A 12,987-nucleotide genomic window follows, 5' to 3' on the forward strand; every position below is an offset into this window, starting at 1 on the left:
TCCTCCTATGTGTCTGGTTTAAGCGGTCGCGTGCTGCTTCACGCCGCCGATGTTCTGCAGCCAGCCGAGGCCCGCTTCCGTGCCGTTGAGCGGCTTGTACTCGCAGCCGATCCAGCCTTGATAGCCGATCTCGTCGAGCAGCCCGAACAGGAACGGGTAGTTGATCTCGCCCGTGCCGGGTTCGTTGCGGCCGGGGTTATCGGCGAGCTGGATATGCGCGATCTTCGGCAGGTTCTTCCTGATCGTCGCGGCGAGTTCGCCTTCCATCCGCTGCATGTGATAGATGTCGTACTGCAAGAACAGATTGTCCGAGCCGACGGCCTGGATCACGTCCAGTCCTTCCTTCGAGCGATTCAGCGCGAAGCCCGGAATGTCGTACGCGTTGCACGGCTCGACGAGCAAGCGGATGCCTTCCTTCTTCAGCGCTTCCGCTGCGAAGCGCAAGTTTTCGACGATGGTCGCGCGCGCCTGATCCGCCGATACGCCCGCCGTCGGAATCCCGACGAGACAGTTCAGTTGCGGCACGTTCAGCGCCTTCGCGTATTCGATCGCGCGCGGCACGCCGTCGCGGAATTCCGCGACACGATCCGGCAAACACGCGATGCCGCGCTCGCCCGCTTCCCAGTTGCCGGCAGGCAGGTTGTGCAGCACGATCTGCAGGTCGTTGTCCTTCAGGCGCGTCTGGATGTCGCTGATCGAGAAGGCATAGGGGAACAGGAACTCGACCGCTTTGAAACCCGCGTTCGCGGCCGCGGCGAAGCGGTCGAGAAACGGGACTTCGTTGAACAGCATGGTCAAATTCGCGGCAAATTTCGGCATTGTTCTTTCCTGATGGTCGGTCAGTGGATGCACGCCGCGCGTTCCTGCATGAACGCGCGGCGGCGATGCTTTAGTCGAGCGGCGTAACGGCGGTCGGTGCATCTGCCTTCGTTTCGGCGAGCTCTTCGAACTCGTTGATCGCGTCGATCTCGGTGCCCATCGCGATGTTGGTCACGCGTTCGAGAATCATCTCGACGACGACCGGCACCTGATGCTCCACCGCCAACGCTTGCGCCTGCTTCAGCGCGCCCGCGATGTCTTCCGGCTTGAACACGCGCAGCGCCTTGCAGCCGAGACCCTCGGCGACCGCGACGTGATCGACCCCATAGCCTTCGAGCTCAGGTGCGTTGATGTTGTCGAACGCGAGCTGCACGCAGTAGTCCATGTCGAAGCCGCGCTGCGCCTGACGGATCAGGCCGAGATACGAGTTGTTCACGACGACGTGCACGTACGGCAGCTTGAATTGCGCGCCGACGGCGAGCTCTTCGATCATGAACTGGAAATCGTAGTCGCCCGAGAGCGCGACGATCTTGCGTTGCGGGTCCGCGGCACGCACGCCGAGCGCGGCCGGGATCGTCCAGCCGAGCGGGCCGGCCTGGCCGCAGTTGATCCAGTTGCGCGCCTTGAACACGTGCAGGAACTGCGCGCCGGCGATCTGCGACAGACCGATCGTCGTGACGAAGCAGGTGTCGCGGTCGAACGCGAGGTTCATCTCTTCGTAGACGCGCTGCGGCTTCATCGGCACATTGTCGAAGTGCGTCTTGCGCTGCATCGTGCGCTTGCGCTGCTGGCAGTCCGCGACCCACGCGCCGCGGTCCTTCAGCTTGCCCGCGGCCTTCCATTCCTTCGCCACTTCGACGAACAGTTCGAGCGCCGCCTTCGCATCCGAGACGATGCCGAGATCCGGTCCGAACACGCGGCCGATCTGCGTCGGCTCGATATCCACGTGCACGAACTTACGGCCCTTGGTGTAAACCTCGACGCTGCCCGTGTGGCGATTCGCCCAGCGATTGCCGATGCCGAGCACGAAATCGGAGGCGAGCATCGTCGCGTTGCCGTAGCGGTGCGACGTCTGCAAGCCGACCATGCCGGCCATCAGCGGATGATCGTCGGGAATCGCGCCCCACGACATGAGCGTCGGAATGACCGGCACGCCGAGCGTTTCCGCGAACTGCACGAGCAGATCTTCCGCCGCCGCGTTCAGCACGCCGCCGCCCGAGACGATCAACGGCTTTTCGGCGTCGTTGAGCATCGTCAGCGCTTTTTCGATCTGCGCGCGCGTCGCTTTCGGCTTGTAGACCGGCAGCGGCTCGTACGTGTCGATGTCGAATTCGATTTCGGCGAGCTGCACGTCGATCGGCAAATCGACGAGCACCGGACCCGGACGGCCCGAGCGCATCAGATGGAAAGCCTGCTGGAACACGCGCGGCACGAGCGCCGGCTCGCGCACGGTGACAGCCCACTTCGTGACGGGCTTGGCGATCGATTCGATATCGACGGCCTGGAAATCTTCCTTGTACAGACGCGCGCGCGGCGCCTGGCCGGTGATCGCGAGAATCGGAATCGAATCGGCCTGGGCGGAGTAGAGGCCGGTGATCATGTCCGTGCCCGCCGGGCCCGACGTGCCGATGCACACGCCGATGTTGCCCGGCGCCGCGCGGGTATAACCTTCGGCCATGTGCGATGCGCCTTCGACGTGACGCGCCAGCACGTGGCTGATGCCGCCCGACTTTTTCATCGCGGAGTAAAACGGGTTGATGGCCGCGCCCGGCACACCGAACGCGGTATCGATTCCTTCCTTTTCCAGCACGAGGACGGCTGCGTCGACGGCTCTCATTTTGGGCATGGTTGTCTCCTTCCTGGGGTCTCTATCCGAAATCGCTGTCTGCATTCAAGCAGGGTTCCGTTGCACTTTAAGTCTGTGAAAAAGGTTTGATAAGATCAGCGTCAGTCGCTTTTTTCCAAACAAAAAGTATCGAATGCCCGAGTGATGAGGCATCGGCGGGAGACGCAGATGGACCGCTTCAAGCAGATAGAAACGTTCGTGCGCGTGGCCGAGGCGGGCAGTCTCGCGGCGGCGGCGCTGGAAGAGGGCGTGTCGCCCGTGATTCTGGGACGCCGCATCGACGCGCTCGAAAAGCGCCTCGGCGTGAAGCTGATGTATCGCTCGACGCGACGGCTCGTCGTGAGCGAAGAGGGCGCGGCGTTCCTCGACCGCTGCAAGAACCTGCTCGCGGACTGGGATCAGGCTGAGAACGAACTGGCGGCGGGACGGCGCGCGGTGGGCGGGCATCTGATCGTGTCGGCGCCGGCGGCCTTCGGGCGCATGCACGTCGCGCCGCACGCGCCGCCGTTTCTGCGCGACAAACCGGAATTGCAGATGTCGTTCAATCTGACCGATCGCGTCGTCGATCTGGTGCGCGAGGGCTATGACCTGTCGATTCGCATCGGCGGCGCGGTCGATCCGAATTTCGTCGCGGTCAAGCTCGCGAGCAACCGGCGCGTCGTCTGCGGCACGCCCGCGTACTTCAAGAAGCATGGCAGGCCGAAAACGCTCGAAGACCTGCCGAATCACAATTGCCTCGCGTTCAATCTGCAGGGCGGGCAGAACCGCGGCTGGTATTTCCGCCGCAATGGCAAGGTCGTGACCGTGCGCGTGACCGGCAATCTCGACTGCAACGACGGCGAATTGCTGCATCGCTGGGCTTCGGAAGGGCTCGGGCTCGGCTGGCGCTCGACGTGGGAAATCCAGCGGCAACTGGAATCGGGCGAACTCGAAACCGTGCTCGACGACTTCGAACTCCCCGATTACGACATCCTCGCGGTCTATCCGCAGCAGCGCTACGTGCCTGCGCGCGTGCGCTACTTTATTGATTATCTTAAGGAAATCTACGCGCAACCCGGATATTGGAGCCGTCGGCTGACGCTTCCCGGCGAACCGCAGCGCGAGCACGCGCGCGGCCGCTAACTGCTTGAAAAGGCGTTCGAATTTGCATTTGCGCGAGCGCGCACGAAAAGCTATAATCTTTGGCTTCTCACTTGCCGCACCGGTCCGACGCCCGGGTGGCTTTCATCCAAAAGTCAGCACAAGGAGTGAATATGCGTCATTACGAAATCGTCTTTATCGTGCACCCCGATCAAAGCGAGCAGGTGCCCGCGATGATCGAGCGCTACAAGAGCACGATCACGTCGCACGGTGGTCAGATCCACCGCATCGAGGACTGGGGCCGTCGCCAACTGGCCTACATGATCGAGAAACTCGCGAAGGCTCACTACGTCTGCATGAACATCGAATGCGATCAGGCTACGCTCGAAGAGCTGGAGCACGCATTCAAGTTCAACGACGCCGTTCTGCGTCACCTTATCGTCAAGATGAAGAAGGCTGAAACCAGCCCGTCGCCGATGATGAAGGAAGTGCAGCGCGAAGAAGCCAAGAAGGCGGCCAGCCAGCCGTCCGAAGCGCAGGCTTAAGGCGAATCTTTCGCCACAGCCACCAAGGTTTAAGTGAACCGGCTGCAACTGACAGCGAGCGTCGTGGAACGCGAACCGGTGCGGTACACGCCCGCCGGCATCCCGATCGCGAGCTGCACGTTGCAACACGCGGCAGAAGTCGTCGAGGCGGGCATCGCCCGGAAAGTCGAACTGACTCTGCAGGCGGTCGCGGCCGGCGAAGCGAGCGGCAAACTGGAAAGCTGTCCGATGGGCGTCGAAACACGCTTCACGGGCTTTCTGGCGAAGAGAAGCCGTAACGCGCGAACCTTGGTGTTTCACATCACAGAATTGCAGGACATTGGAAAGGACTAATCATGCCCCGCCCGACTGGTAAGAAATTCGACAAGCGTCGTCAGCAACAAAACCCGCTCTTCAAGCGCAAGAAGTTCTGCCGTTTCACGGCAGCCGGTGTCGAGTACATCGACTACAAGGACACGGAAACGCTGAAGGACTTCATTGGCGAAAACGGCAAGATCACGCCGGCTCGTCTGACTGGCACGAAGGCGCACTATCAGCGCCAGCTCGACACGGCAATCAAGCGCGCGCGTTTCCTCGCGCTCCTGCCGTACACCGACCTGCACAAGGCCTAAATCAGACGACGCACTAAGGAAAGCCAAAAATGCAAATCATTCTTTTGGAAAAGGTCGTCAACCTGGGCAACCTCGGCGATATCGTCAAGGTCAAGGACGGCTACGCACGTAACTTCCTGATCCCCGGCAAGAAGGCACGCCGCGCGACCAAGGACGCAATCGCCGAATTCGAAGTTCGCCGCGCGGACCTCGAAAAGGTCGCCGCTGAAAAGCTGGCAGCCGCACAAGCTCAGGGCGAAAAGCTGAACGGCTTCACGGTTCAGATCGCCCAGAAGGCTGGCGTCGACGGCCGTCTGTTCGGTTCGGTCACGAATGCGGACATCGCTGACGCGCTGAAGAAGCAAGGCTTCGCGGAAGTGGAAAAGGCGCAAGTGCGTCTGCCGCAAGGCCCGATCAAGATGGTCGGCGACCATCCGGTTCAAGTGGCGCTGCACACGGACGTCCTCGTCGACGTCAACGTGTCGGTGCTCGGCGAGCACGCGTAAGTTTCAGGCGAGGCCTCGCGTCTCGCAACGCACGAAAGAAAGGCAGGAACCGTCGAGGTTCCTGCCTTTTTTATTTGTCTGAGCGTTGTTCCTACGCGCTGAATTCATCGATAATTCCACCCCATGAACGCACCGTCCAAAGACCCGCAACTCGACGCGCTGAAGGTCCCGCCGCACTCGATCGAAGCCGAGCAATCCGTGATCGGCGGCCTGCTGCTGGACAACGCCGCATGGGACCGCATCGCCGATGTGATGCATCAGGGCGATTTCTATCGCTACGACCATCGCATCATTTATGAGCATATCGGCAAGCTGATTGCTTCGACGCGTCCGGCCGACGTCATCACCGTCTACGAAGCGCTCACGATGGCCGGCAAGGCCGAGGAAGTGGGCGGGCTCGCGTATCTGAACGCGCTCGCGCAGAACACGCCGAGCGCGGCGAATATCCGCCGCTACGCGGAGATCGTGCGCGATCGTGCGGTGCTGCGCCGTCTGGTTTCCGTCGCCGATGAAATCTCCGCCGATGCGTTCAATCCGCAAGGCAAGGAAGTCCGCCAGATTCTCGACGAAGCCGAAGCGCGCGTGTTCTCGATCGCCGAAGAGGGCGCGCGCGGCACGCAGGGTTTTCTGGAAATCGGACCGCTCTTGACGCAAGTCGTCGAGCGCATCGACACGCTCTATCACACAGCCAATCCAAGCGATGTGACCGGCACGCCGACAGGCTTCGTCGACCTCGACCGCATGACGTCGGGCATGCACGGCGGCGAGCTGATCATCGTGGCGGGCCGCCCGTCGATGGGTAAGACGGCCTTTTCGATGAATATCGGCGAATACGTGGCCGTGGAATACGGCTTGCCCGTCGCCGTGTTCTCGATGGAAATGCCGGGCACGCAGCTCACCATGCGTATGCTCGGCTCGGTCGGCCGGCTGGACCAGCATCGCATGCGCACCGGGCGTCTCACCGACGAAGACTGGCCGAAGCTCACGCACGCCGTCCAGAAAATGAGCGAGGCGCAACTTTTCATCGACGAAACCGGCGGCCTGAATCCGATGGAACTGCGCTCGCGCGCGCGGCGTTTGTCGCGGCAGTGCGGCAAGCTCGGCCTCATCATCGTCGATTACTTGCAGCTCATGTCCGGCTCGGGCGGCGGCGAAAACCGCGCGACCGAAATCTCCGAGATATCGCGTTCGCTGAAGAGCCTCGCGAAGGAACTCGACGTGCCGGTCATCGCGCTGTCGCAGCTGAATCGCGGTCTCGAGCAGCGTCCGAACAAGCGGCCGATCATGTCGGACCTGCGCGAATCGGGCGCTATCGAACAGGACGCGGACGTGATCCTCTTCATCTATCGTGACGAAGTCTACAATCCCGACAGCCCCGACAAGGGCACGGCGGAAATCATCATCGGCAAGCAGCGTAACGGTCCGATCGGGCCGGTTCGCCTGACCTTCCACGGCCAATACACGAAGTTCGACAACTTCGCGGGCGCACAAAACTTCTACGGCGGCGAATAGGCCAGTTACCGCAACCGCTGTCAAGTCCGGGGCAATAGCGGCCGCGCGTCAGATGCGCGCGGTGCGTCGGGTAGTGCACACAGGTACAATATGTCAGTTTGATGTCTGACTCAGATTGACCCATTTATCGGGATTTTCATGTTCGGTCGTTTCATGCCCACCGAGGGCAAATTTTTCGAGATTTTCAACGCGCATGCGAAGTGCATGGTCGACGCGAGCCGCGAGCTCGAACTGCTGATCGACAACCTCGACGAAGCCGAGGTTCACAAGCAGAACGTGCAGGCGAACGAGAAGCGCGCCGACAAGCTCACGCACGAAACCATCGACCTGTTGCACAAGACGTTCATCACGCCGCTCGACCGCGACGAAATCCACAAGCTCATCACGACGATGGACGACATCCTCGACCTGATGGAGGACGTGGCCACCGCTATTTCCCTGTACGACGTGCGTTTCGTGACGTCGGAGGCGAGCCAGCTCGCGCATATCTGCACGAGCACGGTCACGCGCGTGCAGCAGGCCGTCGAATTGCTGGCGGACATGAAGCGCGCGAGCGAAATCCTGAAGATCTGCGAGGAAATCGACCGGCTCGAGTCGGACGCGGACCGCGTGTTGCGCTCGGCGATGTCGAAGCTCTTCCGCGAGGAAGACGACGTCAAGACGCTCATCAAGCTGAAGGCGATCTACGAACTGCTCGAGACGATTACCGACAAGTGCGAAGACGTCGCGAACATCATCGAAGGCATCGTGCTGGAAAACGCCTGATCATGCCGCCCGAGCCCGCGGCGCATCACGCAACGCGGGCAACGACGACACAATCCCGCGCCGTCTTCGAGCGCCGGTAAAAACAACACCAACCGATGCATTCGATTCAACTCGCCATCTGGGCAGTCGCCTTGCTCGTAATAGTCGCACTCGCGTTCGACTTCATGAACGGCTTTCACGACGCCGCCAACTCCATCGCCACGGTCGTTTCGACCGGCGTATTGAAGCCGCAGCAGGCGGTCGCTTTCGCCGCGGCGTTCAACGTCATCGCGTATTTCATCTTTCACCTCAAGGTCGCCGCAACCGTCGGAAAGGGCACGATCGATCCCGAAATCGTCGATCATTACGTCATTTTCGGCGCGCTCGTCGGCGCGATAGGCTGGAACATCGTCACCTGGATCTACGGCATTCCATCGAGTTCGTCGCACGCACTGATCGGCGGCCTCGTCGGCGCGGCGCTCGCCAAATCCGGCTGGGGGTCGCTCAACTGGGACGGGCTGCTCAAGACCGTCGCATTCATCTTCATCTCGCCGCTGCTCGGCTTCGTGCTCGGCTCGTTCTTCATGCTGCTCGTGTCGTGGCTGTATTTCCGCACGCCGCCTTCCAAGGTCGACCGGCGCTTCCGCCGCATGCAGCTCGTCTCGGCTGGCCTGTATTCGCTCGGCCATGGTGGCAACGATGCGCAAAAAACCATCGGCATCATCTGGATGTTGCTGATCGCGACCGGCTACGCCTCCGCAACAGCCGAAGCGCCGCCCGTCTGGGTAATCGGCCTGTGCTACCTGTCGATGGGTCTCGGCACGCTCTTCGGCGGCTGGCGCATCGTGCGGACCATGGGTCAGAAGATCACGAAGCTGAAGCCGGTCGGCGGATTCTGCGCGGAGACGGGCGGGGCGATCACGCTCTTCGTCGCGTCGTTCCTCGGCATTCCCGTATCGACGACCCATACGATCACCGGCGCGATCGTCGGCGTCGGCGCGACGCAGAAATTCAGCGCCGTGCGCTGGGGCGTCGCGGGCAATATCGTGTGGGCGTGGATTCTGACCATTCCCGCGTCCGCCGCGCTCGCGGCGGCCGGCTGGTGGATCGGCCACCGCTTCCTTTGATTCGTTCCGCCTGCGGGCTCTCATCGGGCCCGCAGCGCGTCAGATGATCGGCGACGACACTCCGTCCATCGGAATGATCGCGCCCGACACGTAACTCGCGCGGCGGCTCGCCAGAAAGAGCGCAACGTCGGCGATTTCCTCCGGCTTCGCATAGCGTCCGAGCGGCACTTTCGCCTGACTGTCGGCGAGCACCTGATCGCGCGTCACGCCTTGCCGCTTCGCCTCCAGATCGAGCGCTTCCTCGACGCGTTCCGTGAGCGTCGCGCCCGGATTGATCGCGTTGATGCGGATGCCGAGCTTCGCGTAGTGATGCGCGAGCCCGACGGTGTTGAGCATCAGCGCCGCATTGGCCGCGCCGCCTGCGATGTGGATGTCCGTCGCGATCTTGCCGCCCATTCCCACGATGTTGACGATCGCGCCAGGCTCGGCTTTCGGATCGTTACGCAGGCGCTCCGCCATGCGCTTGAGAACGACCTGCTGCGGATAAACATAGGAGAAGTATTTGGCGTCCATCGCCGCTCTGTAGGCCGCGGCGTCGAGCGTGTCCGGATCGTAGCGGCGCGCGGCGCCGGCGCTGTTGATAAGAATGTCGATCGGCCCGAGCGCCGTGCTCGCTTCCTCGACGACATCCTCGGCGCTGTGGGCCTCGTGCAGGTCGGCGCGCGCGAGATGCACGTGATACCCGTCGCTCGCGAGTTGCTCCCGGGCGCGGGCCAGATTCGCAGCGTCGCGCGAAACAATCGCGACCTTCGCGCCTTCGCTCGCGAACGCTCTGGCGCATGCAAATCCGATCCCCTTGCTGCCGCCCGTAATCAGGACAACCTTGCCCGCGAGTCCCAGGTCCATGGTGTTGCGCTCCGTCGACGAATGATCGGAACACGATAGCAGAGACGCGCAGCGCGCGTCAGTTCGTGCCGGTGGCGAAGCGGGCGATGGGATCGTCGTTCTGTGCGGGGCGGGGTGCGGCGAGCGAGCCGGTGGAGGCGCGCATCACGCGCACGGGCGGCTCGGCGGAATCGTAGGGATCGGCAGCGGCTTGTGCGGAGCGCGCCTGCTGACGCGCGGCGGTCGATGTCGGCGGCGGCGGTTCGAAGGCGTCGGCGGCGGCCTGAATCGGATCCGATGAAGCGTTGATCGTCGCGACGCCAGGCGTCGTAGCGCTCGCGGCGCGAGCCTGGCGTTGCGCCGCGTTGAGCGTCGAGGGCGGTGGCTCGAAAGCGTCGGCGGATGACGGAGCAGGCGCTTGCACGGGCGCAGGCGACGCGATGTAAGTCGGCGCATCGAACGGGGTAGGCGCGGTCTTCGGCGGCGCGACGCGGCGAATGCCGTCGAATCGTTTCGCCCAGTACGGGTTCGTCAGATAGTCGAGGCGCACCGTGCCGCCCGTCGATGGCGCATTCACGAAGCGCAGCTTGCCGACATAGATGCCCACGTGCGAATGCGGCCGTCCGGTCGTGTTGAAGAAGATCAGATCGCCCGGCGCGATCTCGTCCGGTTCGACCGATTCGCCGCGCGAACTCATGTCGGCGGTCGTACGCGGCAGATTCACGGACGCCGCGCGGTCGACGACATACCGCACGAGCCCGCTGCAATCGAAGCCCGCATCGGGCGTGTTGCCGCCCCAGCGATACGGCACGCCGACGAGCGACATCGCCTGAATGGAGATTTCCTCGCGCCCGACACTGTGATCGACGAACTTCGGAAAACCAGGCGGCGGGCTATAAGTGCGGTTGGCGCTCGTGCTGGCCGCAGGCTTGCGTGCCGTCTGCTGCGGCGCGGATCCACACGCGGCGAGCATGACGGTAACAAGTAGCGGCAGGCAGATTCGACGCATTGCAAAAGGCGAGCGGCAACCCGCCAGGAAGGACAGTGTGCCGATACTAATCCGCCGCACGGCCGTGCGGCAAGATGTCTTGAGGATTCACATGAACTCTGTGCCGTAAGTGTTGCAAGTGCGGAACGTTAGGACGAAAGGAAACGGCCCGGCAGGATCGCTCCGCCGGGCCGTTTCATCGCGTTGAAAGCCGCGCGCTTACAGAATGTCGGACGCGTAATCGGCGAGGCGCGAACGCTCGCCGCGCGCGAGGGTCACGTGACCGCTGTGCGTCCAGCCTTTGAAGCGATCGACGACATACGTGAGACCCGAACTGCCTTCGGTCAGGTACGGCGTGTCGATCTGCGCGATGTTGCCGAGGCACACGATCTTCGTGCCGGGGCCCGCGCGCGTGACGAGCGTTTTCATCTGCTTCGGCGTGAGATTCTGCGCCTCGTCGATGATCACGTACTTGTCGACGAACGTGCGTCCGCGCATGAAGTTCATGCTCTTCACCTTGAGACGCGAACGGATGAGCTCCTGCGTCGCGGCGCGGCCCCATTCGCCGGCGGCGTCATCGGTCTTCTGGAGGACTTCGAGGTTGTCGTCGAATGCGCCCATCCACGGCTGCATCTTCTCTTCCTCGGTGCCGGGCAGAAAGCCGATGTCCTCGCCGACCGGAACCGTCGCACGCGTCACGATGATCTCGTTGTAGCGCTTGTCGTCGAGCACTTGCGCAAGGCCCGCGGCGAGCGCCATCAGCGTCTTGCCGGTGCCGGCCTGACCCAGCAGCGTGACGAAATCGACTTCCGGGTTCATCAGCAGATTCAGCGCGAAGTTCTGCTCGCGGTTGCGCGCAGTGATGCCCCACACGTTGTTCTTGTGATGACCGTAGTCGCGCAGGGTCTGCAGGAGCGCGGTCTTGCCGTTGAGCTCGCGCACGACCGCATGGAACGACGGCTCGCCGTTCTGCGGCTCGAGATAGACGAACTCGTTGACGAGCATCGAAGGGCACAGCGGCCCGGTCACGCGGTAATACGTGGTGCCGGTCTTGGTGTCCTGCCAGCTCTCCATGCCCTTCGCGTGCTTGGTCCAGAAATCCTGCGGCAGTGCGCGCACGCCGGAGTAGAGCAGATCCTTGTCTTCGAGAACCTGATCGTTGAAGTAGTCTTCGGCAGGCAGACCGAGCGCGTGCGCCTTGATGCGCATGTTGATGTCTTTCGACACCAGCACGACCTGGCGATCCGGCCGCTCCTTCTGCAGCGCGCGCACGACGCCCAGAATCTGGTTGTCCGCCTTGCCGACGGGCAGGCCTTCGACCGGCTCGATGTCCGTGAGCGTCGTCTGGAAGTAGAGGCGGCCGAGCGCGTCGCGATTGCCTTGCGCAGCGAGCGGAAGCCCTTCGGCCATCTTGCTGGCGTTGCCCGCGTGCGCGACGAGCGCATCGAGCGTCCGGCTCACCTGACGCGCGTTGCGCGCCACTTCCGACATGCCCTTCTTGTGGTTGTCGAGTTCTTCCAACGTCATCATCGGCAGATAGACGTCGTGTTCCTCGAAGCGGAAGAGCGAACTCGGGTCGTGCATCAGCACGTTGGTGTCGAGCACGAAGAGCTTGCGCAATTCGGCTTCGGCAGCCGTGCCCTTGCGACGTTTGTTCTGCGCGCGCGTATCGCGCGTCGTGGCCGAGACAGGTGCTTCGGTCGCGACGGGCGTTTCGGCGCGCTCCGTGCGCGCTTCGACTGCATCCGGCGTGGCGCGGGCGCCGGGCGTCGGCTGCAGGAGCGCGGCGGTCTGCTTCGATTTTCGGGCGCGCGTAGGGACGGTGCCCGGTGCGGGCGGCGGCACGACGGCTTCGACGTGCGGCTCGGCCGGAATCTGGGTCAGCACTTCGTTCGCGATCGAGCGCAGCGTGTGCGCGGCATTCGTGGCGGGACGCTCGGCGGCGACGGTCTCGACCGCGCCATAGGCGTCGTCATCGCTCGCCGCGGCTTGTTTTTTCGACTGCTTCGAAGGCCGGGCTTTGGCCTTGTATTCTTCAGCCGGAAGGAGATGGCCGAGCTTGGCCGGGGCGGTAGGCAAAGGCATGATGTTCCCTCGAAAGGAATCGGGTCGTGTATCGTGCGCCGCCTGTCGCATCCTGCTCGTACGCCCTCGAAGCGATACGAATCCTGCAGTTTGCGCCCGGAGGCGCGCTTCGTTGTCGAAATCGCCGGTTCGCCTAAGTTTCGATCTGCTCCTTGGAGGTTGCGTGCAACACGCCGCGCCCGAGCCGATGAAGCGTGGCTTTCGTGCGACGCCAAATGAAAAAGCCGCCGTTCCGACTACCGGAACCAGCGGCTGACTTCAGCTTCAGAGCGCCTTTCCCTTGCCGGATCCACATAGCCCGGGTCCATGCCCACCGTACC

Annotated in this window: 13 protein-coding genes; 8 read left to right on the forward strand and 5 right to left on the reverse strand. The window is 62.9% G+C overall.

What is annotated here, in order from left to right; genetic code table 11:
- Window positions 1–18 precede the first annotated feature (18 nt).
- Together hyi and gcl are read right to left on the reverse strand one after the other, a co-directional pair.
- Window positions 19–819 (reverse strand): hydroxypyruvate isomerase, encoded by an 801-nt coding sequence (hyi, locus tag QCE49_RS06105; RefSeq protein WP_034473676.1) that lies wholly within the window; start codon window positions 817–819, stop codon window positions 19–21.
- Window positions 820–889: 70 nt separating this feature from the next.
- Entirely contained in the window at window positions 890–2,665 is a 1,776-nt protein-coding gene (gcl, locus tag QCE49_RS06110; RefSeq protein WP_175980101.1) for a glyoxylate carboligase, read from the reverse strand.
- Between the two features lie 168 nt (window positions 2,666–2,833).
- Between gcl and QCE49_RS06115 the strand changes: the two genes are divergently transcribed.
- The 8 genes from QCE49_RS06115 to QCE49_RS06150 all read left to right on the forward strand — a co-directional run bounded on the left by QCE49_RS06115 (window position 2,834) and on the right by QCE49_RS06150 (window position 8,769).
- Window positions 2,834–3,787, forward strand: coding sequence for a LysR family transcriptional regulator (locus QCE49_RS06115; RefSeq protein WP_008349850.1), 954 nt, complete (start codon window positions 2,834–2,836; stop codon window positions 3,785–3,787).
- A 131-nt stretch (window positions 3,788–3,918) separates the two neighbouring features.
- Window positions 3,919–4,290 (forward strand): 30S ribosomal protein S6, encoded by a 372-nt coding sequence (rpsF, locus tag QCE49_RS06120; protein WP_008349848.1) that lies wholly within the window; start codon window positions 3,919–3,921, stop codon window positions 4,288–4,290.
- 33 nt (window positions 4,291–4,323) lie between these two features.
- Window positions 4,324–4,623 (forward strand): primosomal replication protein N, encoded by a 300-nt coding sequence (gene priB / locus QCE49_RS06125; RefSeq protein WP_175980102.1) that lies wholly within the window; start codon window positions 4,324–4,326, stop codon window positions 4,621–4,623.
- 2 nt (window positions 4,624–4,625) lie between these two features.
- On the forward strand, window positions 4,626–4,901 hold the full coding sequence (gene rpsR, locus QCE49_RS06130) for a 30S ribosomal protein S18 (protein WP_007000150.1): 276 nt from the start codon (window positions 4,626–4,628) through the stop codon (window positions 4,899–4,901).
- A 29-nt stretch (window positions 4,902–4,930) separates the two neighbouring features.
- Window positions 4,931–5,386, forward strand: coding sequence for a 50S ribosomal protein L9 (gene rplI / locus QCE49_RS06135; protein WP_175980103.1), 456 nt, complete (start codon window positions 4,931–4,933; stop codon window positions 5,384–5,386).
- Window positions 5,387–5,509: 123 nt separating this feature from the next.
- A complete protein-coding gene (locus tag QCE49_RS06140) occupies window positions 5,510–6,898 on the forward strand; it encodes a replicative DNA helicase (protein ID WP_008349838.1) in 1,389 nt (462 codons plus the stop codon).
- Window positions 6,899–7,036: 138 nt separating this feature from the next.
- Entirely contained in the window at window positions 7,037–7,663 is a 627-nt protein-coding gene (locus QCE49_RS06145; protein WP_008349836.1) for a DUF47 domain-containing protein, read from the forward strand.
- Between the two features lie 95 nt (window positions 7,664–7,758).
- Entirely contained in the window at window positions 7,759–8,769 is a 1,011-nt protein-coding gene (locus tag QCE49_RS06150; RefSeq protein ID WP_008349834.1) for an inorganic phosphate transporter, read from the forward strand.
- 39 nt (window positions 8,770–8,808) lie between these two features.
- Here the strand turns inward: QCE49_RS06150 and QCE49_RS06155 are convergent, their stop codons facing one another.
- The 3 genes from QCE49_RS06155 to QCE49_RS06165 all read right to left on the reverse strand — a co-directional run bounded on the left by QCE49_RS06155 (window position 8,809) and on the right by QCE49_RS06165 (window position 12,667).
- The gene (locus QCE49_RS06155) at window positions 8,809–9,615 is read right to left on the reverse strand and encodes an SDR family oxidoreductase (protein WP_175980104.1); all 807 of its coding nucleotides are present in this window, start codon (window positions 9,613–9,615) and stop codon (window positions 8,809–8,811) included.
- Window positions 9,616–9,673: 58 nt separating this feature from the next.
- Window positions 9,674–10,603, reverse strand: a complete 930-nt coding sequence (locus tag QCE49_RS06160; RefSeq protein WP_033536115.1) for a C40 family peptidase — start codon at window positions 10,601–10,603, stop codon at window positions 9,674–9,676.
- Between the two features lie 198 nt (window positions 10,604–10,801).
- Complete coding sequence (locus QCE49_RS06165) at window positions 10,802–12,667, reverse strand: PhoH family protein (protein ID WP_244808054.1); 1,866 nt, start codon at window positions 12,665–12,667, stop codon at window positions 10,802–10,804.
- Between the last annotated feature and the right edge of the window lie 320 nt (window positions 12,668–12,987).

Origin of the sequence: Caballeronia sp. LZ008 (genome assembly GCF_031451435.1) — a bacterium.
GTDB lineage: Bacteria > Pseudomonadota > Gammaproteobacteria > Burkholderiales > Burkholderiaceae > Caballeronia > Caballeronia zhejiangensis.